This window comes from Streptomyces sp. 4F14 (assembly GCF_048159485.1).
Classification (GTDB): Bacteria; Actinomycetota; Actinomycetes; order Streptomycetales; family Streptomycetaceae; genus Streptomyces.
In genome coordinates this window covers 446,502-471,443 of the sequence record NZ_JBLRVY010000004.1, presented here as the reverse complement: position 1 = coordinate 471,443, position 24,942 = coordinate 446,502, and the positions used below count along the sequence as shown (strand labels likewise).

The 24,942-nt window shown below is 68.0% G+C and carries 29 protein-coding genes and 1 pseudogene; 8 read left to right on the top strand and 22 right to left on the bottom strand.

Translation table 11 applies throughout. The annotated features are described in order from the left end of the window. Positions 1-116: 116 nt before the first annotated feature. From ACLZOT_RS09375 to ACLZOT_RS09335, 9 genes and pseudogenes are all read right to left on the bottom strand, one after another. Positions 117-467: pseudogene (locus tag ACLZOT_RS09375) on the bottom strand (helix-turn-helix domain-containing protein); the annotation flags it as partial. A gap of 73 nt (positions 468-540) precedes the next feature. Then, positions 541-1,125, bottom strand: coding sequence for a hypothetical protein (locus tag ACLZOT_RS09370; protein ID WP_416968303.1), 585 nt, complete (start codon positions 1,123-1,125; stop codon positions 541-543). A gap of 491 nt (positions 1,126-1,616) precedes the next feature. After that, complete coding sequence (locus tag ACLZOT_RS09365; protein ID WP_416968302.1) at positions 1,617-1,955, bottom strand: hypothetical protein; 339 nt, start codon at positions 1,953-1,955, stop codon at positions 1,617-1,619. A gap of 113 nt (positions 1,956-2,068) precedes the next feature. Continuing rightward, on the bottom strand, positions 2,069-3,244 hold the full coding sequence (locus ACLZOT_RS09360; RefSeq protein WP_416968301.1) for a hypothetical protein: 1,176 nt from the start codon (positions 3,242-3,244) through the stop codon (positions 2,069-2,071). A 77-nt stretch (positions 3,245-3,321) separates the two neighbouring features. Beyond that, the gene (gene galE / locus ACLZOT_RS09355) at positions 3,322-4,323 is read right to left on the bottom strand and encodes a UDP-glucose 4-epimerase GalE (protein WP_416968300.1); all 1,002 of its coding nucleotides are present in this window, start codon (positions 4,321-4,323) and stop codon (positions 3,322-3,324) included. Positions 4,324-4,413: 90 nt separating this feature from the next. Continuing rightward, the gene (locus ACLZOT_RS09350) at positions 4,414-5,322 is read right to left on the bottom strand and encodes a formylglycine-generating enzyme family protein (RefSeq protein WP_416968299.1); all 909 of its coding nucleotides are present in this window, start codon (positions 5,320-5,322) and stop codon (positions 4,414-4,416) included. Continuing rightward, positions 5,319-6,158, bottom strand: a complete 840-nt coding sequence (locus tag ACLZOT_RS09345; RefSeq protein WP_416968298.1) for an SDR family oxidoreductase — start codon at positions 6,156-6,158, stop codon at positions 5,319-5,321. Before ACLZOT_RS09345 ends, ACLZOT_RS09350 begins: the two co-directional genes overlap by 4 nt. A 33-nt stretch (positions 6,159-6,191) precedes the next feature. Then, the gene (locus ACLZOT_RS09340; protein ID WP_416968297.1) at positions 6,192-6,461 is read right to left on the bottom strand and encodes a MoaD/ThiS family protein; all 270 of its coding nucleotides are present in this window, start codon (positions 6,459-6,461) and stop codon (positions 6,192-6,194) included. Between the two features lie 15 nt (positions 6,462-6,476). Then, positions 6,477-7,478 carry an NAD-dependent epimerase/dehydratase family protein gene (locus tag ACLZOT_RS09335; RefSeq protein ID WP_416968296.1) on the bottom strand — a complete coding sequence of 334 codons (1,002 nt, stop codon included), beginning with the start codon at positions 7,476-7,478 and terminating at the stop codon, positions 6,477-6,479. Positions 7,479-7,656: 178 nt separating this feature from the next. On the opposite strand from ACLZOT_RS09335, the gene ACLZOT_RS09330 reads away from it, so the two are divergent. Next, entirely contained in the window at positions 7,657-9,129 is a 1,473-nt protein-coding gene (locus ACLZOT_RS09330) for a peptide deformylase (RefSeq protein WP_416968295.1), read from the top strand. Positions 9,130-9,236: 107 nt separating this feature from the next. Here the strand turns inward: ACLZOT_RS09330 and ACLZOT_RS09325 are convergent, their stop codons facing one another. From ACLZOT_RS09325 to ACLZOT_RS09300, 6 genes are all read right to left on the bottom strand, one after another. Then, a complete protein-coding gene (locus ACLZOT_RS09325; protein WP_416968294.1) occupies positions 9,237-10,253 on the bottom strand; it encodes an MvdC/MvdD family ATP grasp protein in 1,017 nt (338 codons plus the stop codon). Continuing rightward, positions 10,247-10,486: a hypothetical protein gene (locus ACLZOT_RS09320; protein WP_416968293.1), complete on the bottom strand. Its 240-nt coding sequence runs from the start codon at positions 10,484-10,486 to the stop codon at positions 10,247-10,249. The genes ACLZOT_RS09325 and ACLZOT_RS09320 overlap by 7 nt, the downstream gene beginning before the upstream one ends. Positions 10,487-10,664: 178 nt before the next feature. Next, positions 10,665-11,573, bottom strand: a complete 909-nt coding sequence (locus ACLZOT_RS09315; protein WP_416968292.1) for a TauD/TfdA family dioxygenase — start codon at positions 11,571-11,573, stop codon at positions 10,665-10,667. A gap of 438 nt (positions 11,574-12,011) precedes the next feature. Continuing rightward, positions 12,012-12,995, bottom strand: coding sequence for a hypothetical protein (locus ACLZOT_RS09310; RefSeq protein ID WP_416968291.1), 984 nt, complete (start codon positions 12,993-12,995; stop codon positions 12,012-12,014). Beyond that, positions 12,995-13,471, bottom strand: a complete 477-nt coding sequence (locus tag ACLZOT_RS09305; RefSeq protein ID WP_416968290.1) for an ATP-binding protein — start codon at positions 13,469-13,471, stop codon at positions 12,995-12,997. The genes ACLZOT_RS09310 and ACLZOT_RS09305 overlap by 1 nt, the downstream gene beginning before the upstream one ends. Positions 13,472-13,524: 53 nt before the next feature. Then, positions 13,525-13,788, bottom strand: a complete 264-nt coding sequence (locus ACLZOT_RS09300) for a hypothetical protein (RefSeq protein ID WP_416968289.1) — start codon at positions 13,786-13,788, stop codon at positions 13,525-13,527. A gap of 363 nt (positions 13,789-14,151) precedes the next feature. On the opposite strand from ACLZOT_RS09300, the gene ACLZOT_RS09295 reads away from it, so the two are divergent. Genes ACLZOT_RS09295 through ACLZOT_RS09280 form a run of 4 tightly spaced genes read left to right on the top strand, consistent with a single transcriptional unit; the run spans position 14,152 to position 16,281 of the window. Then, a complete protein-coding gene (locus tag ACLZOT_RS09295; RefSeq protein WP_416968288.1) occupies positions 14,152-15,042 on the top strand; it encodes a helix-turn-helix domain-containing protein in 891 nt (296 codons plus the stop codon). Beyond that, on the top strand, positions 15,039-15,275 hold the full coding sequence (locus tag ACLZOT_RS09290; RefSeq protein ID WP_416968287.1) for a DUF397 domain-containing protein: 237 nt from the start codon (positions 15,039-15,041) through the stop codon (positions 15,273-15,275). Before ACLZOT_RS09295 ends, ACLZOT_RS09290 begins: the two co-directional genes overlap by 4 nt. Before the next feature lie 32 nt (positions 15,276-15,307). Then, positions 15,308-15,886, top strand: a complete 579-nt coding sequence (locus tag ACLZOT_RS09285; RefSeq protein WP_416968286.1) for a radical SAM protein — start codon at positions 15,308-15,310, stop codon at positions 15,884-15,886. Beyond that, positions 15,814-16,281, top strand: coding sequence for an SPASM domain-containing protein (locus ACLZOT_RS09280; protein WP_416968285.1), 468 nt, complete (start codon positions 15,814-15,816; stop codon positions 16,279-16,281). Before ACLZOT_RS09285 ends, ACLZOT_RS09280 begins: the two co-directional genes overlap by 73 nt. Positions 16,282-16,332: 51 nt before the next feature. On the opposite strand, the gene gltX is transcribed toward ACLZOT_RS09280, so the two are convergent. The 7 genes from gltX to ACLZOT_RS09245 form a co-directional block, all read right to left on the bottom strand. Then, complete coding sequence (gene gltX, locus ACLZOT_RS09275; protein ID WP_416968328.1) at positions 16,333-17,700, bottom strand: glutamate--tRNA ligase; 1,368 nt, start codon at positions 17,698-17,700, stop codon at positions 16,333-16,335. Positions 17,701-17,935: 235 nt separating this feature from the next. Then, positions 17,936-18,289, bottom strand: coding sequence for a winged helix-turn-helix transcriptional regulator (locus ACLZOT_RS09270; RefSeq protein WP_416968284.1), 354 nt, complete (start codon positions 18,287-18,289; stop codon positions 17,936-17,938). Positions 18,290-18,572: 283 nt separating this feature from the next. Then, positions 18,573-19,367 (bottom strand): SAM-dependent methyltransferase, encoded by a 795-nt coding sequence (locus ACLZOT_RS09265; RefSeq protein ID WP_416968283.1) that lies wholly within the window; start codon positions 19,365-19,367, stop codon positions 18,573-18,575. 36 nt (positions 19,368-19,403) lie between these two features. Then, positions 19,404-20,198 carry an SAM-dependent methyltransferase gene (locus ACLZOT_RS09260; protein WP_416968282.1) on the bottom strand — a complete coding sequence of 265 codons (795 nt, stop codon included), beginning with the start codon at positions 20,196-20,198 and terminating at the stop codon, positions 19,404-19,406. A gap of 64 nt (positions 20,199-20,262) precedes the next feature. Further along, the gene (locus tag ACLZOT_RS09255; RefSeq protein ID WP_416968281.1) at positions 20,263-21,057 is read right to left on the bottom strand and encodes an SAM-dependent methyltransferase; all 795 of its coding nucleotides are present in this window, start codon (positions 21,055-21,057) and stop codon (positions 20,263-20,265) included. A gap of 23 nt (positions 21,058-21,080) precedes the next feature. Further along, positions 21,081-21,311, bottom strand: coding sequence for a DUF397 domain-containing protein (locus ACLZOT_RS09250; RefSeq protein ID WP_416968280.1), 231 nt, complete (start codon positions 21,309-21,311; stop codon positions 21,081-21,083). Continuing rightward, positions 21,308-22,177 carry a helix-turn-helix domain-containing protein gene (locus ACLZOT_RS09245; protein WP_416968279.1) on the bottom strand — a complete coding sequence of 290 codons (870 nt, stop codon included), beginning with the start codon at positions 22,175-22,177 and terminating at the stop codon, positions 21,308-21,310. The genes ACLZOT_RS09250 and ACLZOT_RS09245 overlap by 4 nt, the downstream gene beginning before the upstream one ends. Positions 22,178-22,548: 371 nt before the next feature. Between ACLZOT_RS09245 and ACLZOT_RS09240 the strand changes: the two genes are divergently transcribed. The 3 genes from ACLZOT_RS09240 to ACLZOT_RS09230 all read left to right on the top strand — a co-directional run bounded on the left by ACLZOT_RS09240 (position 22,549) and on the right by ACLZOT_RS09230 (position 24,671). Next, positions 22,549-23,004: an ATP-binding protein gene (locus ACLZOT_RS09240; RefSeq protein WP_416968278.1), complete on the top strand. Its 456-nt coding sequence runs from the start codon at positions 22,549-22,551 to the stop codon at positions 23,002-23,004. A gap of 3 nt (positions 23,005-23,007) precedes the next feature. After that, the gene (locus tag ACLZOT_RS09235; protein WP_416968277.1) at positions 23,008-23,853 is read left to right on the top strand and encodes a hypothetical protein; all 846 of its coding nucleotides are present in this window, start codon (positions 23,008-23,010) and stop codon (positions 23,851-23,853) included. A gap of 455 nt (positions 23,854-24,308) precedes the next feature. Next, a complete protein-coding gene (locus ACLZOT_RS09230) occupies positions 24,309-24,671 on the top strand; it encodes a hypothetical protein (RefSeq protein ID WP_416968276.1) in 363 nt (120 codons plus the stop codon). The last annotated feature ends 271 nt before the right edge of the window (positions 24,672-24,942 follow it).

Here is a 24,942-nt window from a genome sequence, read left to right as displayed (position 1 = left end):
GCCCAGCGCCGGTGCGTGCCGTCCCGGCCAGGCTGACAGATCAAACACAAGGCACAAGAGGCCAGTGGGAATACGAGTCAAGCCGTGGCCAGAACGACACGGCCACCATCCTCACAGTGGGAGTAGTCGCCTCGCCCGTCGCCGACCCGGCCGCACTCGGCGAGGGTGCCGTCCAGCAGGACGAAGTCCGCATCGGTCTCGCGCAGGACCTTGAGCAGACCTGGTGATCGTTCGGCGAGCAGGGCGACGACCGCACTGGTGTAGGCGTGGGCGGTGGACTCGCTGATCCCGAACCCGGCTGCGATCTTTGCCAGAGTGGTGTGTTCCCGCAGGTACACCAGTGCCACCATCGCGCGTTGGGACGGGCGCAGCTTGCAGCGGCGGTCGCCCTCACGGGTGACGATCAGCATGGTGACCCACTCGACGAGCACATGCGGCAGGTCGAGTGCGGCAGGATGGACGACCAACGAGGCCCCCGAGCAACGTGATGGAGACGTCAGACATCTCGATCAACAGCCCGGGGGCCTCGCTCGTTGCGCTTCACGGCACCATCACCTGATCGGTGGCCAACCCGAAGAAGCTCACTGTGTCGAAGACGGCCCTGGGCGGTTTGAGGGAGTACGCGTGGTTGAACTCGGTGACCGCGAGGTCGAGGTGGTCCAGGGTTCCTGAGCCGAGGGAGGACGCCTCGGCCTGCTGGGTGAACTCCACGGCCTCGGCGGCGGCTTGTTCGAGGATCTGTGCTGCGGCGGCCGGGGACGCCATGGCCAGGCCAGCGAGTTTCTCCGCGTCGCGACGTTTCGTTGCCTCCACCTCCGTGAAGGTCCGCGAGCTCTTGTCTGCTCGGGCTGCTTCCCCCACGGACAGGGTTTCATCCGGACTGTTCCCGTTCTGGGAAGGAGAGGTCTCGTTCGCCGCAGGGGCGGGTGAGTAGTCGCGGGCGAAGTCCAGCTCGACGGGGTTGGTGGCGAACAGGCGGAACAGCAGGTCCTGGTAGCCGGGGCTGGGCAGGCGGCCGGCCTCCCAGTCCTTCCACGACCGCTCGGACAGTCCCACCGTGGGCAGGTTCTCGTCCTCGACCACTTGGTGGGCGGCGGCGACGGCCTGGGCGACGGTCCATCCCATCGCCAGGCGGCGGCACGGGGTCGGGAGAGCCGCCCTGGCCCAGGGCGCGTTCGCGCAGGGCCTTGCCGCAGGTGATGGCGTGGACCGTTCTCGGTTGCTGCCGCGCCTGGTGTGTCACCGGCCTGCCTCCCCGAGGGCACGCGGCGCGTTGGGTCGCGCCGCTGGTGCCGACCAAGGATTTCCTGCCTGTCCCGGCGCGCGGTGAAACCTTCCGCAAGCGGGCGGACCGGCTGCCCGCCGCAGGCGGCGTGACCGCCCAGGCGGCGCGAGCACCTCGCACTACCTGCGGTGACGTGGGCGAATCACTCTGATGCCGGCGCCGCGTCCGGCCGACGGACCCCGGCATCCACGGTTCCCTCGACGGTGGACTCAGGGGCATCCGGCCGGATGCGGTGCCTTCCACCCCCTGTCCACATGCCCGGGGCCTCGGCCGTGGGCGGGAGAACGAGAGGGACATCATGGAAATGGAAGAAGTGCAGCCGACTGCGGCCCTATCCGGTCAGATCGTCCAACTGGACGGTCTGGACGGGCAGTTGATCGAGCGGATACGGCACGAGGTACTGACCGCCCCCGCGCCGTGGAAGGCGGAGTACGGCGAGTTCCAGTCCAGAGGCTGGTGGACCACGTCGTTGATGAATACCTCCGGCGACGCCGCCGAGGTACGGATCACCGACGGCGTCGCCCGGCCCACCGCGCTGCTGGAGCACATGCCCGCCACCGCGGGCCTGCTGGCCGGCCTCGGCCTGAGCTACATGTGGGTGCGGCTGGAGCCGAACGTGTTCCTGTGGCAGCACCGCGACTACGACGAACTCGACCGGGTCGAGCGGCATCGGCTCCGCACCAACTCCTCGGCCGCGTCCTCGGCCCACTCCCGTCGGTGTGGCTGCCCGGGCCATATACGACCCGGCGCAGGAATGGGTCCAGATCGATCCATAAGGCCACGTCATGGGCTTTGTGTCGGCGGCCATTGTCGTTGCTCGGCTTCGACGATGAGGGTGCGGCTCCCGTTGAAGCGGCTGGTCCAGTACGGATCTTGGGGGCGACGTTGCGCGTGAACGGTGAGTTGGAGGACCTGGCTGGTGTTGAGGCAGACACGGCGGTCGACGGGTACGTCGATGGTGAGAGTTCTGTTCTGTGCGTCCCAGTGGTAGGGGATGCCGGGGTGGCCGAGTTTGGTCAGGTGCTGGGTGATGGCGTTCTCGGTTATGGGCGGGGTCTCGCGAGCAGCGGCGGTGCACAGGGTTCGTTGCTCGGTGGGGCAGCGGTTGACGTGTCGGCAGGTGGGTGTGTCGAGGACGCGGAAGCGGTCGGGCTGGTGCAGGACGTGGGCGAGGGCGCAGGAGTTGGTCTGGTAGATGGGGTGGCCGGCATAGCGGGCGGGGACGTTGCGGAGGGCTTCCCAGTCGGCGTCGGGCCAGATGGAGTCGGCGCTTTCGGGGTCGAGGTCGGGGTGGGCGAGGGCGGGCCAGAGTTCCTCCATCTGGTGGCGGGAGCCGGGCGGGACTTTGAGGCCGATCGACACCGAGCAGTCGGCGTAGCGGGTGGCGAGGCCGAGGACGGTCTCGATGCTGTCAGGACTGGAGTTGTCGGGGAGGGCGGGCCGCCAGTAGTGGACGATAGGGACGCCGGCGGCGTGGAGGCGGGGAAAGTTCGCGCGCAGGGCCTGATGGTCGATGCCCAGTTCGATCGTGGGGCCGAGTCCGGAGTACGAGAGGTAGACGATGACGCGTTGGCCGTGGGTGTCCCGATTGCGGACAACGGAGTCGAGGACGTCGTCGGTGACAGCACACTTGGTGATCATCACCAAGGGGTTGGGGACGAGGGCGGCGGCGAGGGCGTCGAGGAGGCGGATGAGGTGGCGCCGGTTGGGCGGTGTGGCCAGGGCGTCGGTGCAGGTGTAGAGGGCGACGGCGGCCTCGGGGTGGTAGTAGGGGCTGGTGAGGAGTTGGCGTACGGCGTCGTCGGCGGCGGCCAGTTCCGTGGGGCGTACGCGGGTGAGGCCCCGGTCCTTGAGGAAGCAGTAGGTGCATGCCTTGGGACAGCCTTGCCGCGGGTTGAGGGCGAGCCAGCTCTCGTGCTGGTCGACGACGGGCTCGAAGACGGGTCGGGGAAGTTGCACGGTCGGTCCTCCGGAAAGGAGAAAGGGGAGGGTCCGGGGCGTGCTGTCCCGGACCCTCCCCTGGTGGATGTGTTGGCTCAGTCGGCAGTGCCGATCACGTGGTCGCGCCGGTCGTACCAGCGCAGGGAGTCGCGGATGCCGTCCTCCAGGGACAACTGCGGCTTCCAGCCGAGGAGTTCGGCGGCGAGGTGGCTGCGGGTGTAGGCGCCGGCGGCGTCCCCGGGGCGGGGGCCGGTCTCGGTCGTGGGCAGGGCGCGGCCGGTGACCGTCTCGAAGGCGGCGATCAGTTCGCGCACGGTGGTTCCGTTGCCGGTGCCGAGGTTGATCACCCGGTAGGGGGCGGGGCGGGTGACGTCGTCGAAGCGGCGTACGGTCTCGATGTGGGCGGCGGCCAGGTCCCAGACGTGGATGTAGTCGCGGATCCCGGAGCCGTCCCTGGTCGGCCAGTCGGTGCCGGTGATGGTGAACGTCTCGCCGGTGTGGTGGACGTCGATCATCTTGCCGAGGGCGTGGGTGGGCTTGCGGATCTGGAGGCCGGAGCGCAGCTCGGGGTCGGCGCCGATCGGGTTGAAGTAGCGGAGGGAGACGACGTTCAGGGCGCCGGAGTCGGAGATGTCCTTGAGGACGGTCTCGAAGACGGCCTTGGTGCGGGCGTAGGGGCTGAGGGTCTCGACGGGTGAGTCCTCGTCGACGGCGAAGGTGGCGGGGTCGGACTGGTAGATCGACGCCGAGGAACTGAACAGGAGCCGTCGGCAGTTGTTGCGGACCAGGTGCCCGATGAACTCGATGCCCTTGGCGACGTTCTCCCGGTAATAGCCGAGCGGGTCGGCGACCGAGTCGGGTACGACGATCAGGGCCGCGCAATCGATCACCGCGTGCAGGTCGGGGTGTTCGGAGAAGATCCGGTCGATCAGCTCGCCGTCGGCGATGTCGCCGCGGTAGAAGGTGCGGCTCTCGGTGAACTCCCGGCGTCCGGTGGCGAGGTTGTCCAGGACAACCGGCTGGATGCCGTTGTCGAGGCAGGCTGAGGCGATCGTGCTGCCGATGAATCCGGCGCCGCCGGCGATGAGAATCTTCACAGGGTTCCTTGTTCGAATCGAGGTGGATGGGTTCCGTCTGTGCTGCCGCGGGGACGGGCGGCGGGAGCACCTTGGCCGGGCACTGTAGCGTCATCGCCGCCCCCTCACGGTCGCTGACGGCTCGTCAGGGTGACGGTCGGCGGCGCACCGGAAACCCGTGCTGAAGTTGCTGTATGCGGGGTCGGCGGCGATGCGTTCCGCGCACCGGGACTGCCAGCGGTAGTGCATCCAGCTCCCGCCCCGGATCACCCGGTAGCGGCCGAAGAGGCGCGCGTACAGATCGCCGTAGTCGCGGGCGGCGTCGTAGGGCTGATAGAAACTGGCGGTCCACTCCTGAACGTTGCCGGCCAGGTCGGCGACTCCGGTCGGGGAGTCACCGGCCGGGTGGGCGCCGACGGGTGTGGTGCCGGGCACGACGTGGGTGGTTCGGTAGCCGGTCCACCAGGAGCGCCAACTCGCCATGTCGTTGACTGCGGCGCCCCCGGGGGTTTCGGCGGTGGTGCAGCGGGCCGGGTCCCAGTCGTCGCCCCAGGGCCAGGTCCGGTTGTTCCCGGAGCCGCGGGCGGCGTACTCCCACTCGGTTTCGGTGGGGAGGCGCAGTCCGGCGAAGTCCGCGTAGGCCATCGCGTCGGGCCAGGCGATATGAACGACCGGGTGGCCGGGACTCTCGGCGGCCGGGATCCCGCCCGGACCCGCGGGGCGACGCCAGGAAGCGCCCGGTGTCTCCTCCCAGAAGTCGGCGCCGTAGACCAGCCCGAATCCGCGTTCCTCGGCCACGGTGCGGTATCCGGTGGTGGCCGTGAACTCGGCGTACCGGGCGTTCGTGACGGGGTGGCGGTCGATCAGGAACGCGTCCACCGGCAGGGTGTGCTGCGGGGACTCGTCTTCGAACCAGGACCGGGGCAGGTGCTGTGCGGCGGCGATGGCGTCGAGCTCCTGTTCGCCGGTTCCTCTGATCAGGGTTCCGGCCGGTATGGAGAGCAGGCTGTGGCCGTTCACTCCGGGCTCTTTTCCGGGGCGGGGGTGAGGTAGGCGGCGAGGGCTTCGTCGAGGGGGCGCAGGCGGATGCCGCACGCCTCGGTGAGGTCGTGGGCCAGCAGCCGCTGTTCGAAGTCGCTGGTGCGGGTGGTGACGGCGGCGGGCAGTCCGGACAGATCCAGTACCTTCCGGGCGAGTTCGGCAGGCGTGGTCGTGCCGTCGTTGACGAGGTGGTAGATGCCGGGGTGGCCGACGGTGGCCAGGTCCAGGACGGCGTCGGCGACGTCCTGGGCGTATGCGGCGTCGGTGACCGTGTCGGCCGTCATGTGCAGGGGGGTGTGGTCAGCGGCGTGCCTGAGGACGCGGCCGACGAGTCCTCCGGGAGTGCCGCCCGCGCGGTTGCCGAAGAGGCAGGCGGTCCGGACGATCACGGGGTTGGCCGCGAGGGTGCGGATGTAGCCCTCGGCGGCGGTCTTGGCCGTGGCCAGGACGCCGTGCGGGTTGTCGGGGTGGTCCCACTCGTGGCGGGCGTGGAGGGAGGGCCGGAAGACGATGTTGCCGCTGATCTGGACGCACAGGGCGTCGACGGTATTCGCGGCGAGGGCGACGTTGCGGGCGCCCAGGGCGTTGACCGCCCAGGCCTGTTGTGGATCCGCCTCGCACGAACGGGTGTCGGGCAGGGCTGCGGCGTTGACCACCGCGTCGGGCCGGTGGGCCGCCACCATGTCAGCGATCTGCACGAGGTCGGTGACATCGCACAGGGCGCGGGACACGCCGGTGATCTCCGTCCCGGTGCGCTGAGCCGAACACAGGGCGGTGCCGAGTACGCCGGTGCTGCCGAGGACAAGGACACGCATGAGGAGCCTCCGCGGACTGGTAGGGGTGTAGGGTCAGCCGCCGGCCAGGGCGGGCACGATCGTCACGTCGGCTCCTGGCGCGAGGACGGTGTCCAGTCCGCCGGTGTCGCGTACGTCGTCCTCGCCGACGTAGACGTTGGTCCAGCTCGCGATCCTGTCCCCGGCGAAGATCCGCTTCCTTAAGTCGGGGTAGCAGGAGGTGAGTTGGTCGAGGACCTGGCCGACGGTGCCGCCGGGAACGGTCAGGCTGCTGCGCCCTGCGGTCGAGGGTGTCCAGGCGCCGGGGATCTTCACGGTGGGCACGGTGACCCCTCCCCTTCACCGGCTGGGATCGCGGTCGGCGTGGAACGTGAGGACGTCGAGCAGGCCCTCCCGTAGTCCCACGGTCGGCTCGAAGCCGAGCATCGTCCGGGCCCGGCCGATGTCGGGGCACCGGTTCCAGGTGTCGTCGAAGTGCTCGGAGTAGGCGTATCCCTCGGTCAGGATCTCCGGGGCCTTGTCGACGAAGCCCTCCGTGACGGCGAGTTCGGCGATCAGGTCCGCAAGCTCCCGGATGCTCACGTACGTGTCGGGGTTTCCGAGGTTCATCGCGAGGTTCCCGCCTTGCGTGAACTTCCCGGCACTGTCGAGCGAGCACGCCATGCCGACAACCAGGTCGTCGATGTGACAGAACGCTCGGTGCTGGCTGCCGTCGCCGCTGACCCGCAGCGGCAGGCCCGCGAGCACGGCCGCGGTGAACCGCGGGATGACCCGCCTGGGCTGCGGGTGGTCGAACCCGGGACCGTACGCGTTGAAGATCCGTACGCAGACCGTGCGCGCGGGGCAGCAGGCGAACAGGTTCTCCGCGAGCGACTTGGCCCGGCTGTAGTTCCAGCGGCTGACCGACGGACTCTCGTACACCGTGAGGTCGTCCTCCGCCATCGGCCTGTTCCCGTAGTGCTGGGAGTGCAGTCCGTAGACGTCCGAGGTGGACGCGTACAGCACGGTGTGATCCGCCGTCAGTAGGCCGGCCAGAGTGGCGGCTTCCTGGAGCGCGGCGACCTGCGTGCCGGGGGTGCGCAACATCTGCTCGACGCCGACGGTCGGCGCGGCCAGGTGTGCAACCGCCTCATGTTCGTTGAGCAGATGCCGCATCAACACCTGGTCACCGACATCGCCCTTGACGACGGGGATCTCCCACCGCGTGAGTTCGTGGCACCCGAAGACCGCGTTCGGGTCCCCCAAGGTGTCGAGAGCGGTGACCTGGTGACCCTGATCGCGGAGCAGCAGAGCGAGGTGGCGTCCGACGAATCCGGCGCCGCCGGTGATGAGAATGCGCATGCCGTCTCTCCCTACAGAGGTAGATGGGTGGAGTCGTTCGGGTTCGCCGACGAGAAGGACGCGAAGGCGACGCCCGTAGCCGGCGTCTGGCACTATTCGGCCCCAGGCGGGCAGGATGAGGTGATGGTGAGGACCGCTCACTCACGTCCTCACTCAACTCCCGTGGAGGAATGGCCTTTTGGAGAGTGGGGGGCGCGGCAGGTTCGCGGCGGAACTCACGCGCTGGCGCACCGTGCGGGGGCTGTCGAAGCGTGCTCTCGCGGCCCGGCTCAGCATCGACGCTTCGTACGTCAGCCACCTTGAAGCCGGACGGGAGCGCGGGAGTTCCGCTCTGGCCCGCAGCGTCGACGCCGAGCTCGACGCGGGCGGGGCGTTGTGGAGGGCGTGGCAGAGCACCGGTGACTCCCTGGTGTCGGCTTCCGAGCTGTCCGAATCCTCGGGAGGGGCCGGGCTGGTGGTCCTGGAGGACGAGGCGGCGCTCGCTTTCGACGGCAGCCGCTACCACCTGCGGATGCGGCGGCTGTTGCGCAACGACGGGACGGAGCCCATCACCCGCTACCTGGTCCGCATCGCGGTGGACCGCTACCCCGACGACCCGGAGCGGTCCAACGCGCTGTACCGGCGCACCCCGCTCACCTGGGAGGAACTCGCCTTCGAAGCCCGGTGCGGTGACGAACCGATGGACTGGACGGTGAAACACGACCGGGACGCGGTCAAGGAGGTGTGGATCCAGTTCTGCAACCCGACCCGACGTTTCCCTCTCTACCCGGGCCAGAGCGCGGAAATCACCTACTCCTACCGGGTTGGTGCGGACAAGTGGGGCCGTTGGTTCCAGCGAGCCGTGCGCCTCCCTACCCAACGCCTGTCCGTGCAACTCGTCTTCCCCGTAGGGACCGGGCCGACGGTCTGGGGCACCGAGACCTCGCTGAGCGCCGACTCCGTCCCCCTGCGCACCCCGCCCCGGCGGACCGAGCAGGACGACCGGACGGTGTTCACCTGGACCACCCTGGATCCGCCCCTGCACGCCCGCTTCCGTCTCGAATGGCGCCTGGAAACCGGCCCCGACATGAAAGAGAACGTCCCCGTGAGTACCCTCTCCGCGAGTCAGTCCATGGCGAACGCCGGTGTCGTCCAGGACGGCGACCCCGTCCTGGCCCGCCCCGCACGGCCTTTCGACCTTCCCGGCGAGGCGGACGAGGCTCAGCGCGTCGTCGGAGAACTCCTCGATGTGATCGAGCGGGTGCGCCGACTGCACACGTTCGGCAAGGGGATGGGGATCGCGGCCCCGCAGATCGGCATCGACCGCCGCGCCGCCCTCGTCCTTCCCCCGGATGCCGGCGCCGAGCCCTTGGTCCTGCTCAACGCCCGGATCGAGGAGTCTTCCGCTGAACTCGACGAGCAGTTCGAGGGGTGCTTGTCCTTCTTCGACGTCCGCGGTCGGGTTCCCCGGCCGCTGAGCATCGTCGTCGCCCACACCGAACTCGACGGTACTACGAGATTGTCCCGGTTCTCCCTCGGGGCGGCTCGTCTCGTCGCTCACGAGGTCGACCACCTCGACGGCGTCCTCTACCGCGAGCGCATGCGGCCGGGCGTCCTCCCGATCCCGGTGGAGGAGTACCGGGGAACCGGAACGCGGTGGAAGTACAGCTGACCCGGAGAAACCTGCGTGCCCCGGTGCGCCGCGACCGCCAATCTCGTCGGGGTATCGGCGGTTCCTGCCGGATGGCGGGAATGCCGGGCCCCGTGGGGTCGGGGTGTTCATGTGGCGGGCGGCCGCGCCGCGATGTGAGGTTGGGCGAGGAGGCGGGCGATGGCTGCGGAGATGGGAAGGCCGGGAAGTTCTTTCTGGAGCCAGTCGTAGTGGCCGGCGGGGTTGAGGTCGATGAACCACCAGCGGTCGTGGGGGTCGACGATCAGGTCTGCTGCGGCGTACGTGAGCCGGTAGTGGTGCAGGAGGCGGGTCATACCGGTACGTACGGTGTCCGGGACAAGGACGTGGGAGTACGTCAGGGCCGTGTAGTCGGCGCGGAAGTCCCGGCGTGCCGCACTGTTGTGGGCATCGATGCGGGCGGCGAACATGTCTTCGCCGACGACGATCAGGCGGACCTCGTACGCCTTGGGGACGGTGTGCTGGAGCTGATGGGCTCCTCCGGCGATGGACCGGTCGATCTGAGTGGGGGTCACAGAGGTGGTGTAGAAGGAACTGCGGCGGCTTCCGTGGCGGATCTCCGGTGTCACCAGTGACTTGCAGACCGTCCCGGACGGGCCGGTGCGGGCGAACTCCCGCGCCGGACCGGGGGTGTTGCCGATCCAGGTCGCAGGGACGCGAAGGCCGCATCGGACGGCGTGGACGAGGGTGTCGGCCTTGAGCTGAGCGGTGAGGGTGGCCGGGGGGTGGTTGAGATGGAGGCAGTCGAGGGAGGCCAGGACGCCGACCAGGCCGGCGGTCGCCTCTTTCTGAACCCACTGCGCCTGGGCGTCGGACAGGCCGTTGGTGGTGATGCGGGGTCTGCCGGGGTGCCACCACAGGATCGCGCCGATGTCCTCCAGCACGGCGGTGCGGCCGTGGACGCGGAGGGTGCCGGTCCATCGGCTGCCGTCGAGGGCCGCGTCCAGGGTCACCTGGCGGGGGAAGTCGGCGAGGTCGAAGCGGAGCGTGGGGACGTCGAGTTCGGCCAGTTCCAGAACGATGCGGTCGGCGGCGGGGTCGGTGTTCTCGGTGACCACGCAGACCGGGCGCGTACGCCCGGTCTGCGGGTGCGCGGTCGCTACCACTCCAGGCCACCGGCAGGAGCGGATATCACGTCCATGGCCTCGGGCTCGGAGCGCGTCGACACGCCGTCGCAGGTGTAGGTCGTGGTGTAGGCGGAGGAGGCACGGGGGGTTCCGTCGGCCAGGACGGTGACCTGGTGTTCGGAGTCGAAGTGCTCGCCGGGTGCCGGGGCCGGGGCGGGGACTTCGGCGGGGTCGGTGAACAGGCGCAGGGCGAACACCGTGGGGTGGTTCATCGGGATCTCCGTGAGGTATTGAGCACAGCGGACGGTGGGGCGGGGCGTGCGGGTCTGTACGGATGGTGAGGCCAGGTGGGGCAGGGCGGGACGTGGGTGGGGGTGGCCTCCTGCCGCTGCCACCCGGCCCAGAGCAGGGCCGCGGGGTGGCCGCGCGCGCTGGCCTGAGGGATGAGGGTCAGGGGGTGGGGCCGCTGGCGCGGAGGTGGATGCGCCAGATGCGTCGGCGTTGCTTGTCGGGGAGGTGGTGCTGGAAGCCGCCGAGTGCTCCGTGGCCGTGGGCGCACAGGTGCTGGTTGGTGATGAGGAGGTCGCCGATGGCGAGGCGCATACGGCGTTGGCGGGCGACGAGTTCGTGTTCCAGGGCGTGGAGGGCGCTGGTGTGGGGGTCGGCGGGGTCGGTGTTCTTGAGGAGGTGGGGGTGGAAGCGGACGTAGCCGTCGGCCGGCGGGAGGGTGGTGTCGAGGACGGGGAAGACGTCGAGGATGGTGCCGGTGCCGGTCGTGGTGTCCGTGTCGTGGGGGCGGTGGATCCGGTCGGTCAGCAGGGCGTGTTCGTCGTCGGTGAGGCGGGATATGGCCCGGTGGATCGGGGAGACGAGGCTCAGGCCGCCGCCGCGTGGGTCCGGCCGCCCGCACAGGAATGCCGTGTAGTCCGGCGGCCGGGCCGTGTGCACGGCGTCGATATGCAGGGGGCTCTGGTCGACGGTGTGCTGCGGGTCAGCGTCGAGAAGGCTCCACAGGGGTTCGGTGTCGTTCGTTTTGAGGGGTGTGGCGAGCCACGACAGGATTACCGTGACGGCTTTCAGGCCGTCGTCGATGCCGCGGTGGTCGAGGAGCGGGGTGGCGGTCAGGACGCCGAAGCCCTCGCCCTGGTCGTCGTCGAGGAGGTCGCGCAGGTGCTGGATGAGCGCCCAGGCGTCAGGCGTCCCGGCGAGCACGGCCCGGTAGCGGTCGGCGACGTCCGCGCTCAATTGACCGTCAGTCAGGCTGAGTTTGGGGTTGGGGAGGTCGTCGAGGTGTTTGCCGATGAGGTCGATGAGGCGGTCGGGCAAGGGCACCCGGTAGGCCGGGGGCACGGTAGTCATACGGGTGGTCACCAGTTCCTTCGTGATCGGGAGCGTGGGGTTGCGGCACGTCGCGCTTCGGGCGAGTGGATGGGGCCGCTGCGGGGACGTCCGGGGTCGTCACCGGTCGAGCGTGGGAGACGTTGGCTGCGGGGGATGTCTTCGGTCGGGTAGTCCGGCCTGTGTCTTGCAGCTCGAAGACAGGCTTTGCCGTTGGTCTCCGGTTCCGGCAGGCGGTGAACCCGCCGGGACCGGAGGCTGTGTCACCTCCTGTGCCGGCTGTCGGTCATCCCGTCTCTTTGCCGCTGGGCTTGTAGCCCAGCTCCCGCAAGTAGACCTCGTCAGGTTTCCGGGGGACCGCGAGGCGGTCCGAACGCACACGAGCCACTGGTAAGCCTCCACACCACACGTCAGAGAGAAAATGGACAGGTTCATGCCGTGCAAGGGCCGGTGTGGAAGTCATGGACGGACCCCGGCCACCGGCATCGACTCGGCTCGCGCCCGCAGGAGAAACGCCTCGCCGGGATCGGTCTGCGAGGACCCGGTGTAGACCGAGGCCCACGGTTCGTGGCACGCGTACGGCTCCAGCGCCGCGAACACCTCTGCCGCCTCCCGGAGCCGGCCACCCGCCCACAGCGCGTACGCGAGCAGACTCGAATCCGCCACCGACCGCTCCACCAAAGGGGTTTCGCGGAACCAGTGGTGGAAGGCGTCGAGCGTGGAGGAGAGCATCGCGCCGTCCTCCCAGTAGAACCGCCATGCCCGGTTCGTCACGCCCCGGCGTCTGCGCTCCACATACGCGTGGGCGGGAAGGAGCAACAGCGGCGACCCAGCCGGGCGTTGGAGGGTGACGTAGCGGCCGAAGTCATGCACTGCGGCCAGCGAGGCCCAGGTCCCGCAGCCCCGCGCGAGCAGGAACTGCACCACCCGGTGGTACGCCTCTCGGTTGAACGGGTCGAGCCGGTCGGCCTCCGCCAGCAGCCCCCACGGCCCCGGCGGGAACCCCTCCCCGGACACCACCCGGTGCTCCTCCCGCACCCGCCCGGAATCGAGCTGCGCGAGCGCCATCAGACACACCCACCCCACCGGATCCCCCGGCCCCCGACGCAACGCCTCCCACACCGCACCCCGCGCTCGCACCTCCAACGTCAACGCCTGCGGATGCTCCCGCTTCCGCGCCCGCAACGCCCGCTCCACCGCCACTCGCGCACTCATCAGCCACGCGTCGTAACACCCCGGCTCCTCACGCAGCCACACCCCGACCACGTCCGAGCGGGCCGCCGCCACCGCCAGCACCTGCGTACGCGACGTCCGCAACCTCCATCGCGCGCCCGTCACCCGCAGCAGATCCCGCATGCCCCGCCAATGCCCTGCCTGCACCTCCACGAGCGCCATCCGCAGCTCGTCGTCATGACCCGCCGGGTGATATATGAGCTGCGTCATCACACCTCCCCGGAACGGGAGTTACCCGTGTCCCGGAGGCCGGCGAGCGGGACCTCGACCCACACACCGTCCCCCTCGGCGAAGGCCCACCGCCCGCCCAGCCCCTGCACCACGGCGTCGACCAGAACGAGCCCCCGACCGCCGTTGGACAGAAGATCCTCCTCCCCGCGCACCGGCACGGACGGACACCCGTCACGCACCTCCAGCCGCACCCACCCGTCCCAACACCGGCCCCACAGCACCACCGGGTCGGCGCCGCTGTAGAGGACCGAGTTGGTGACCAGCTCCGACACGACCAACTCCAACTCCCCGCCCCCTGCACCGCAGCCGCGCGTCAACCACTCCCGCACACTGCGCCGCACATCCGGGACGTACCGGCACTCGGCCGGAATCTCCATCTCGAACTCCTCGGCCTCAGCCACCTCGGCATCCCGCCGCCGCACCTCGGCCAGACCCACCAGACGAGCACAGAGCATCAGGGACCGCCCCAACACGTGACCGGTTGCCGCCGACGGACGTACCGCCGCCCTCACCGCCGGCCTCCCTCGACCACCGCGACGAACGCCAAGTGCGCGCTGAACCAGGCCAGTTCCTCCGCGTACTCGTCCCGGCCGGCGTCGACGTCGACGTGCGCAGGCACCACGACATCGTCCGCACGCCTGACCTGCTGATATACCCGCCCCCACCCCGGCTGGTCCGTGCACGCGTTCCGCAGGAACTTGTCCGCCGGCCGGTGTCGCAAGGCGTCGGGGGCCAGAAGGAAGGACTTGCCGACCGGGCGGTCGCGATTCATCTGGATCAGACCGTGATGGGAGGTAGCGCTGTGCATCTTCTGCCTCGGCTTCCCTGGAGGTGCGAGGGTCTCCGTCCGCAACGTGCGTGAGCGGAGGTGCAGACGGCCGGCGGAGAGGAACCAGCACGTCAGATTGGTGTGCCTGGACTTTGGTGAGGCTCCGTGGAGGCTCGCCGGTCCGTGGCTCAACCACGGTGCCCCATGGGAGAGTTACATCGCAACGGATACAGCGGAGAATATTCTTCGAAATCAAAGTTGAGGCATGCCGCAGAATCGCGCATGGACTATTCCGGCGAGCGAATGGCATGTCAGACTGCGCGTATCGCTGTTTTCGGCGAGCGCATGAGACGGAAGGCTAGACGCATGGCAGCAAAGCCCAGGCCGACGGTGCGACGCATCGAGTTGGGTCATGAACTGCGCCAACTGCGCGAGCGGGTGGGCCTCACCCTGGAGAACGTCGTCGAACGGAACGTCGTGGAGGGGCTCTACTTCGCCAAGCTCCAGAGAGTCGAGACCGGCCTTCAGGATCTTCGCTCCGCCGCCGACCTTCGGGCGCTGCTGAAGCTGTACGACGTCACCGCCGAGGAGGACGTCAACCAACTCCTCGCCATCCAGCGGGAATCCGCGAGCCAGGACTGGTGGACGCCGTTCCGCAAGAACCTGCCGTCGGGCATGCCCAGGTTCGTCGGGATCGAGTCGGCGGCGCGGGAGACCTTGGCGTTCCACCCGAGCCTGGTTCTCGGGTTGCTTCAGACCGAGGCATACGCTCGCGCTCTCTTCCGGCAGTCCCAGCCGATCGAGGAGACCACCAGCGAGTTCATCGACAAGAACGTCGCGTTGCGGATGCTCCGCAAAGAGGTGCTGACGCGTTCCAGCGATCCGCTTGTCCTGCGCGCCGTGCTGTGGGAGCCCGCGCTCAGGCAAATCATCGGCGACGCGGACACCATGGTCGAGCAGTACGACGAGATCGTCTCCTTGGCCGCTCTCCCGAACGTGACCGTCCAGGTCCTGCCGTTGTCCCCGTCAAAGGTCAGGGGCTACATCCCCGAGCAGAACTTCAGCGTGCTGCACCTGACCCAGAACCTTCCCACGACCGTGCAGGTGGACAACGCCTGGAGCACCACGTCCGTGAGCGACAAGCCACGTGAAGTGGGCCGCTTCAACCGCATGTTCACCTCCATCACAGCTTCTGCCCTCGGGCCGGAGGACACACCAGCGTTTCTTGAGAAACTGAAGCGAGAGATCATCCAATGACTGATAAGCGCATGTACGCTGCCCCCGAGCTGACGGCAGCCGGCGCGGTCTGGCGCAAGTCGTCTTACTCCAACGGCTCCGGGAACAACTGCCTCGAAGCCGCTACCTTCCCGGCCGTCGTCGGCGTCCGCGACTCAAAGACCCCTGAGGGAGCCGCACTTGTCTTCCTTCGTTCGTCGTGGACGGACTTTGTCGACGCTGCCGGGTCGGGCGCGCTCGCTCCGTACGCCTGATCCGCAGTGAGGTTGGCTACCCGAACCAGTTGGTGAGTCGGCGAGTGGTCGAGGAGGTGTGGACTCCCCGACCACTGCGGCGGACGCGGCCTGTTCTGTGGCGTTCTGGTTGGCGGGTTCGCATCTACCTCCTGGGCGGCGAACCCACGACCCACCCCGAACTCGACGCGATCCTCGACGTGTGCAAGGCCCAGGACTACAAGACCGTCCTCACCTCCAACGGCCTCATCCCGCCGAAGACGTGGCCCGTCCTGGACGAGCGGCTCGACTCCTTCAGTTTCTCCATGGACGGTGCCCGCCGGGAGACCCACGAGACCATGCGCGGCCCCGGTACCTGGAAGCCGTTGCTGCGCAGCATGACGCGAGCCGTCGAGGCCGGTTTCCAGACCCGGGCGATCTTCACCGTCACCACCGACAACCAGCCCGACGCCATCGACCTCGTCGACCGCATCGGCCTGGAGATGATCTCCTTCCACTACTCACCCCCACTGAGCTCGGCAGGACCGCCCCGCACCTCCAACTCCCGCCCACCGCCTGGATGGAGCTGTGCCAGGACATCCGGAGGCACGCCGGCGGCCTGCGCGTCCGCGTCTTCTACCCACCCGCCTTAGCGACCCCCGACCAGCTCCCGCAGATCAACGCCCAGGGCTACCGCGGCTGCACCGCCCGCAACCTCGAACGCCTCGCGATCTTCCCCGACAACCGGGTCTACATCTGCTCGGCGTTCTTCGACACCGAGCTGCACTACGGGACGTGGCACAACGGCGCGATCCGCCCCCGTCTCCACCAGGGCCGCAACGAACTGACCCTCGTCAGCAGCACCGCACCCGGCTGCCGAAGTTGCACCCACGCGAGCGTCTGCGGAGGCGGCTGCGCCGCCCACGATCACCTCCAGCGCACCCTCGTCAGCACCGAATGCGACCAGCAGACCATCCCCATCTGCCCCCTGTGGTCGATGTCTGCAACCCCCACCACCACCGCACACCGCCTCGTCGACCTGCGCTGACGACACAACCGACGAGCGGCTCCGGCGAAGACAGGGGCCGCTCGTCTGCGTTCATCCCGCCTGGAGCTTCGCCGACGCCGCGTCGATCCGCGCGAGCGTCCGCTCCCGCCCCAGCACCTCGACGGACTCGAACAGCGGCAACCCCACCGTCCGACCGGTGACCGCGACCCGCACAGGGGCCTGTGCCTTGCCCAGCTTCAGCCCGTGCTCTGCGGCAGCCTCCTCAAGCCCGCCCTTCAACGCGGCGGCGGTCCACTCTGACTCCGCCCAGCGGGCCCGGGTGGAGGCCAGGATCTCGGCGGCGCCGGGTTTCATCGCCTTCGTCCACGACGCCTCGTCCTCCTCGGGGGCGTCGAGGAACAGGAAGTCGACGTACCGCGTGATCTCGCTCAGCACGGCGATCCGGGTCTGCGCCAGCTCCGCCACCGCACGCCACACCCCCTCGTCGAAAGCCTCCGCAGTCCACGTCGCGTACGGCGCCTCCAGCCAGCGCCGGCCCACCCGGACGAACTCCTCCAGCGGCAGCGCCCGGATGTACTCCCCGTTGAACGCGGACAGCTTCTTCACGTCGAAGAACGCGGACGACTTGTTCACGTCCTCCAGCCGGAACAGCTTCTCCAGCTCCTCGTACGGCCGGATCTCCACATCGTCACCCGGCCCCCACCCCAGCAACATCAGATAGTTGACCAGCGCATCAGGCAGGTACCCCTCCGCGAGATAGTCCTCCAGAGCCACCTTGTCCCGCCGCTTGGACAGCTTCTGCCGCTTCTCGTTCACGATCACCGGCAGATGAGCCCACACCGGAGGCCGCTCACCGAACGCCTCCCACAGAAGCTGCTGCTTCGGCGTGTTCGACAGATGCTCCTCGCCGCGGATCACATGCGTGATGCCGTCGCGGATGTCGTCCACCGCATTCGCCAGGACAAACACCGGCGACCCGCTCCCACGCGCGATCACGAAATCTTCGATCGCCTCGTTCGGGAACTCCGTGCGCCCGCGTACGACGTCCTCGACGGCCGTGGCGCCCTCGTCCGGCGTACGGAACCGCAGCGCCCGCCCCTCCCGGTACTCCAGCCCGCGTTCCCGGCAGAAACCGTCGTACCCCAGATGCTGCGAACCCGTCCGCGCGACGAGTTCCTCGCGGGTGCAGTCGCAGTAGTACGCCTTCCCCTCGCCGAACAACCGCAGCGCCGCATCGCGCTGGCTCTCGGTGTTGTGGGACTGGAAGTACGGTCCCTCGAAGGTGGGGTCGTCGGCGTTGATGTGGATCGCGGACAGAGCGTTGAGGATGCCGTCCACCCATTCCGGTCGGTTCCGGGCCTCGTCGGTGTCCTCGATCCGGAGCACGAACCGGCCCTGCTGCTGTCGCGCGACGGCCCAGTTGTACAGGGCGGAGCGGGCGCCGCCGACGTGGAACATGCCCGTCGGAGACGGGGCGAAACGGACACGGATGGTGTGGGACATGGCCACAGAGTAACGGGGTCGGGACACCCAGGGTTCGTTGTCCGGACTCCCGGGAAGTACGTGGAGTACGGGCCCGTAGGCAGCCAGCCTTTCCCGCGCGGTCTCCGGGAGAAGCCAGCTTTCCGCCTACGTCGATACGGTGGATGCCGCCGTTCGCTGTGACGCTGGAACAACGGCCAGGCAACTGGCCTCAGTCAGGTGTCGCCGCCTTTCGCCGGTGTCTGACCCGGTCCACCAACTCCGAGTGTTCCTCGGCCCACAGAGCCAACGGCGTTGCGGCGACCAGGAGTTCTCGCGCAGCCGGCATGAGTTCGTAGGTTGCGCGGCCCGGGAAGCCGGACTCGCGGGTGTGCTGGACGAGTTCGGCTTCCTCCAGGCGTCGGAGTGTGCGGTTCAGGGGGCTGTCCTGGAGGTGGTGGTGTTTCCTGCCCGGCCACCGCGGGGCGGTGTTCTGATTGCGGATGGTGTCCAGCAGACGTGTGTAGTGGAGCGGCCCGTCGTAGAGGGCGACGAGGGTGTCCCAGGTCCATTCGCCGCTGATCATGTGTCGGATGTCGTGGAGCCCTTGCAGGAAATGGTCCTCACGGGGAGAAAAAAGCCCCCGGTGTATCTCACTTTCCTCTGAACCATCTTGTTGCCATCGACTTTCGTGGTCCGACACGGAACTCCCTCCGGAGAAGAAAAGAAGCTGTGCCGCAACGGCTGGATGGGACGATGGACTCGGTGATGGCCCCGGTAGAAGATCAGCGGTTGCGGCGGAGGTACTTGTGCCACAGGGGTACACCACTGCATCGACATCACTTCAAAATTGAGGAGTCTGTCGATCTTTAGGGCTTGCGGGCGACACCCGCGTAGACCGCGGGCTCGTTGCGGACGCTCATGGTGTCGTCGGGGCGCCACTCGGGGGAGGGCACGATGCCGGGGTCAGTTACCTCAAGTCCCTGGAAGAACTGGGTGATTTCCTCGAAGGATCTTGCCCTGACCGAGGTGCCTCCGGCGCGGTAGATGGCGTCGACCCGCTTCACGGTTTCGGGGTCCTCGATGATCCCGTGGGACAGCATCAGATAGCTTCCTGGAACCAGGGGCTCCAGTAGTTTTTTGACGATCTGGTAGGGCTGCTGGTCGTCGGGGATGAAGTGCAGGAGTGCGATGAGGGAGAGGCTGATCGGGTGGGTGAAGTCGAGGTGTTTGCGGGCGTACGCGAGGATTTGGTCGGGGTCGCGGACGTCGGCGTGCAGGTAGGTGATGTGGCCTTCGGGTGTTCCGCGGAGGAGGGCCTGGGCGTGTCGGAGGACGATGGGGTCGTTGTCCACGTAGACGATGTGGGCGGTGGGGGTGGTCTGTTGGACGATCTGGTGGAGGTTGGGTTGGGTGGGGATGCCGGTGCCGATGTCGAGGAATTGAGTGATTCCGTGGTCGGTGAGGTGGCGGGCGGCTCGGTGCATGAACTCGCGGTTCGAAAGGGCTGTTTGCTTTATGCGGGGGAATAACTCCATGACTTTCTTGGCCGCGGCTATGTCGGCGGTGTAGTGGTCTTTGCCGCCGAGGTACCAGTCGTAGAGGCGGGCCGAGTGTGGGACGCTCGTGTCGATGTCGTGTGCGCTGAACCCATCTTCGGTCATGTCAACTCCGCGTTATTTCTGAACTTGTTTTGTGGTTCATGGTTTCCGGGCAACGCCCGCGTAGACGGACGACTCGTCGCGGATGCGCATGGTGTCGTCCGGATGCCATTGGGTGGCTCGCACCACGCCGGGGTCGCACATCTCAAGTCCCTGGAAGAACTGGGTGATCTCTTCGGTGGACCTTCCCCTGACCGAGGTTCCCCCTATGCGGTAGATGGTGTCGATCTGCTTCGCGGCCTCGGGGTCTTCCACGATGATGTGGGACAGCATCAGATGGCTTCCGGGAACCAAGGGTTCCAGTAGCTTTTCGACGATCTGGTAGGGCTGCTGCTCGTCGGTCACGAAGTGCAGGAGTGCGATGAGGGACAGGGCGATCGGCTGGGTGAAGTCGAGGTGTTCGCGGGCGTGGGCGAGGATCTGGTCGGGGTCGCGGACATCGGCGTGCAGATAGGCGATGTGGCCCTCGGGTGTTCCGCGGAGAAGGGCTTGGGCGTGTCGCAGAACGATCGGGTCGTTGTCCACGTACACCACGTGGGCGGTGGGGGCGACTTCCTGGACGATCTGGTGGAGATTGGGCTTCGTGGGGATGCCCGTTCCGATGTCGAGGAATTGGGTGATTCCCTGGCTGCTGAGGTGACGGGCGGCGCGGTGCATGAATTCGCGGTTGGCCCGCGCTGCCTGCCGGACACGGGGGAATAATTTGAGGACTTTTTTGGCTGCGGCTATGTCGGCGGCGTAGTGGTCTTTGCCGCCGAGGTACCAGTCGTAGAGGCGGGCCGAGTGTGGGACGCTCGTGTCGATCTCGTGCGCGCTGAATCCGTCGTCGCTCATGGCAACTCCATTTCGGCTGGATATTTTTGACTGTCTTCGGGTTACCCCGGGACGGTTTTCGGCGTCAGGGTTTTCGTGCGACACCGACGTAGAGGGACGGTTCGTCGTGGATGCGCATCTGGTCGTCCGGGTGCCAGCGGGTGGACAGCACGACGCCGGGGTCGCAGAGGTCGAGTCCGGCGAAGAAGGCGGTGACGTCGGCGACGGATCTGCCCTGGATCGAGTTGCCGCCGGCGCGGTAGATGTCCTCGACCCGTTTCATGAGGCCGGGGTCCTCCAGGACGAAGTGGGACAGCATCAGGTGGCTTCCGCCGGCCATCGGTTCGAGGAGTTTCCGGACGATCTCGTGGGCGCCCTGCTCGTCGGTGACGAAGTGCATGAGCGCGACCAGGGAGAGACCGATCGGCTGGGTGAAGTCGAGGTGTTCGCGGGCGTGGGCGAGGATCTGGTCGGGGTCGCGGACGTCGGCGTGGACGTAGGCGATGTGGCCTTCGGGCGTTCCGCGGAGGAGAGCTTGAGCGTGGCGCAGGACGATCGGGTCGTGGTCGGCGTACACCAAGCGGGCGGTGGGGATGGTCTGTTGGACGATCTGATGGAGGTTGGGTTCGGTGGGGATACCGGTTCCGATGTCGAGGAACTGGGTGACCCCGAGGGCGCTGACGTAGCGGGCGGCCCGGTGCATGAACTCGCGGTTGGCCCATGCCGAGTTCTTGACGTGGGGGAAGAGGTCCATGACTTTCCTGGCCGCGGCTATGTCGGCCGCGTAGTGGTCCTTACCGTTGAGGAACCAGTCGTACATGCGGGCCGAGTGAGGCTTGCTGGTGTCGATTAAGTGCGGGCTGAATCCGTCTTCTGTCATATTCGGCTCCTGTGTGTTGTGGTTCAGGAGATGAGAAAGTCGGCCAAGCCGGACTTCGCTGCCTCGACGAACTGGGCTATCGCTGTGGGGGAGCAGACGAGGGCGGGACCGTGGGGGTCGGTGGACTGCCGTAGGGCGACGTTCCCGCCGTCGAGTCTCTTGGCTTCGAGGCAGTTGCCGTTGTTGCTGCCGCTCCAGGGTTTGTGCCATTCCTGGGAGCCCAGTTCCTTTTCGGCATTCATGACGTGGTTCATTCGCTCAGTTCCTTGCAGACGGCCAGGAGGTGTTTCCTGGTGCGTCGGTGTGACATGGCCTGGGTGCTCATCCGGTCGAAGACCTCGCGGTGCAGCGCGACATCGGGTTCCTCCTCGGTGTAGTTGGCGCTGCTGAGGGTGTCCGTGCCGACGATGTCGGGGAAGTCGGTCATCGGGAACCGGAAGAGGGTGAAGGGGCCGAACGCTCCCGCGTGGAGGCCGGCGGTGAATGGCATGACCTGGAACGTCACGTTCGGGAGGTCGCCGATGTCGACCAGGTGCTCGATCTGGGCCTGCATGACGGCGGGTTCACCGGCCGGGCGGCGCAGGACCGTCTCGTCGACGATGGCCCAGACCTGCGGTGGCGCCGGGTCGGTGCGGGTGAGGAGGGTCTGGCGTTCCAGCCGGAGGGCGACGCGGCGGTCGAGTTCGTCGGGGGTGGGGTGGGGGCGGTTGAGGGAGAGGACCGCGCGGGCGTAGGCGCCGGTCTGGAGGAGACCGGGGACGACGTGAGGCTCGTATCCGCGGATGTGGACGGCGGCGTTCTCCAGGCTGACGTGGACGGCGAACCAGTCCGGCAGGGCTTCGCGGTAACGCTGCCACCAGCCGGGCTCGTTGGCCTTCACCACGAGGGCGAGGAACTGCTCCGCCTCGGGCCTGTCGACCCCGTACAGCTCCAGCAGGGCTTTGACCGTCGCCCACTTCAGGGCGACCTTGGCCTGTTCCATGCGGATGACCGTGGTGTGCGCGATGTGCAGGCGCGCGCCGGCTTCCTGGGACGACATCCCCGCGGCTTTGCGCAGGTCGAGCAGGCGACGGCCCAAGACCATCTGGAGGACGGTCGGGGCGGACCGCGGTGCGCTCACGTCGATGCCTCCTGAGAGCCCGGTGGGCCCGCAGTCTGCCACGGTCTTCGCGAGACGGACAGGCGCACGGCTGGATTGTGCACTGTGCGGAGTGACGTGTTGCCAAGCGGCGGGAGGGGCGAGCATAGTGACCGCGCGACCGGAGTCACCCTTTGTTCCGTGGCACGCGCCGACCGCGTGGGCCGATGGCGGGTGACTTCACCATCCGGAAGCCGTGCACCAGGCTCGTCGCCGACATCGCGCACGCTTGTCACTCGGCGAATCCCCCCACGGGCCTTGCTGCCTTCGACGGATCCCCGACCGCGGACACCGGGGCTGTTCGGGCAGCGCGTGCACTACGGCTGACCCTCAACTTCCGTTAGGAACCCGTCGTGGCGCTCCCCGACATCACCGTTTCGGGAGGTCCCCCTCCCGAATTCACCAACACCGATCACCGAGTTCGCTTCGCTCTGCCTGCCACCTCCGCATCCGTGGCCGAGGCCCGCTGCCGCGTCCACCGCACCCTCGGCGTCTGGCGCGTCCCCGCCAACAGCCGCGACGCGGCGGCCCTCGTGGTGAGCGAACTCGTCACCAACGCCGTCGTCCACACCGACACCCGAACCGTCACCTGCGTCCTGGCAGCCACCGGACACCAGGTGCTCATCCAGGTGGAGGACCACGGCACCGGGTTGACCAGGCCCACCCTCCACGCCGCTGCGCCGCGGGAGGAGAGGGGCCGCGGGCTGATGCTCGTCGCGGCGGTGTCCCGGTGCTGGGGTTCGACCGCACCCGACAACGAGGCCGGTGGACAGGTGGTCTGGGCGACGCTGAACGTCGCGACGGAGTGACGGATGCCGATGGACGCGCACGCGCGCAGACTCCGGGGCATCGGGATGGTCCTGGAACTGCTCCGGAACCGCTGGACCTACTCGGTCGTGGTCACCCTGCTGGAAAGCCCGCTGGACGGCAGACAGTTGTTGGCTGGCATCAACGAAGGAGCGGCGCGCAACGCCGACCTCGCGGCCGTCCGCGTACTCCACCCCAACGTCCTGCTGACGCGGCTCCGGCAGATGGCGGAGGAAGGGCTCCTGCTCGCCAGACATCCCGGCGCGGACGTCGGGGACGGCCCTGATCTGTGGGAGCTGACGGCGGAGGGCAAGGAACTGTTCCACTCCCTGCACCGCATGACCGCGTGGGCGACCGGGCACCGCACCTGCCTGACCACCGCACTGCGAAGACACCGCCAAGGTAGCGGCTGCGGCCAACCTCCTACCTGGGGACCGGTGTTGACGCCGGAGCAGGAACGGCGGCGCGGTACGGGCATGGTGCTGGAGGTACTGCGTCCACGATGGGCCTTCGCGATCCTCTGCCAGTTGAGCCATGGCCCCCAGCAGCCCACCGGTGTCACTGAGGCCGTGAACGCGGGGGTCGTCCGCAACCGCGACCTCACAGGGCCGCGCCGGCTCTCGGAGAAGGTCTTCTGGGACACCCTCCACCGCCTCGTCGACGCCGGCCTCGTCGTCCACCGGCCCCGCCCCGGCCAGATCGCCTCCACCGCGCGCTGCACGCTGACCCCGGCCGGCCATGAACTCCTCGCCGCGCTCGGGCCGGTGGGGGAGTGGGCGGTCGAACACGAGGACCGGTTGCTGGTGATCGTGCGTCGACGTCGGGGGCTGTCCGATCGGCACGGGATGTGAGCGGCCGCCAGTATGGGAATTGCTTCTGCAATGCCCCGGATGCTTGCTGTGAAGCCTGCCAGGCAGAGTGTCCAAAGATTTCCTGCTTTGGGTGCACAGATCGTGGGTCTCTCGCTATTGATTTGGTAACGGAGTGCTCCGAGTGCTCGTTCGCACCTTGCAGTTGGAACGGGACCGGGGGGTAGACGTGGAGGCGCCGGTACGTCGGACAGCAATCAGCATCGTTCGCGAGGTGACGAGTTGTGGTGGTCTTAGGAACGCGTACGTCCGTGAGGCAAGTGGGCCTGGCAGCGCTGGTGTTGCTGGTCGTCGGCTGTACCCCGGCGGGGGAGTCGTCTCCGGGGGAACGGGCGACGACGTCTGCCGGGTCGCCCCCGGTTTCCTCGCCTGCGGTGTCGTCGGCGGAGGTTGCGCGGGAGCGGGCTTCGGCGGCGTACGTGGGGATGTGGCGGGACATGGCCGAGGCGGCGAAAACCTCGGACTGGAAGTCCCCGCTCCTGGGCCGGTATGCGACGGGGGACGCGCTGTCGGCGATCTCGCGGGGGCTGTACGCGGATCATCGGAACGGCCTGGTGGCGAGGGGCGGGCCGAAGAATTACCCGAAGGTGACCTCGGCGACGCCGGTGGGAAACCCTGCGGTGGTGATGGTCTCGGACTGCGGTGACTCGACGAACTGGTTGAGGTACCGGAAGGAGACCGGTGAGCGCGCTGAGAACGAGACCGGTGGGCGGCGGGCGATCACGGCCGAAGTTGTCAAGCAGAGCTCGGACTTCTGGAAGGTCACCTGGTTCGAGGTAAAGGAACTGGGCTCATGCTGAGGCGCGTGCTCTCCACCTTGGGGGCGGTCGTGGTCGCCGTGATTCTGGGCTCCATCCCGGCAGCCGCCGATGTGTGGGGCAACGTTGACTGCTCTGAGAACCCCTCCCCACAGTGTGAACTCGGTGCAGGTTCGGGCGGTGGACACCGAGCGCTACCTCCTCGGGACCGAGGTTTCTCCGATTCGGGCGGCACGTCCGCGGAAGGCGGCAAGGAGCAGCCAGTTGCGCCGAAGTTCTCGGATCAGAACTTGAACCGGGCCGAGTGTGTGTA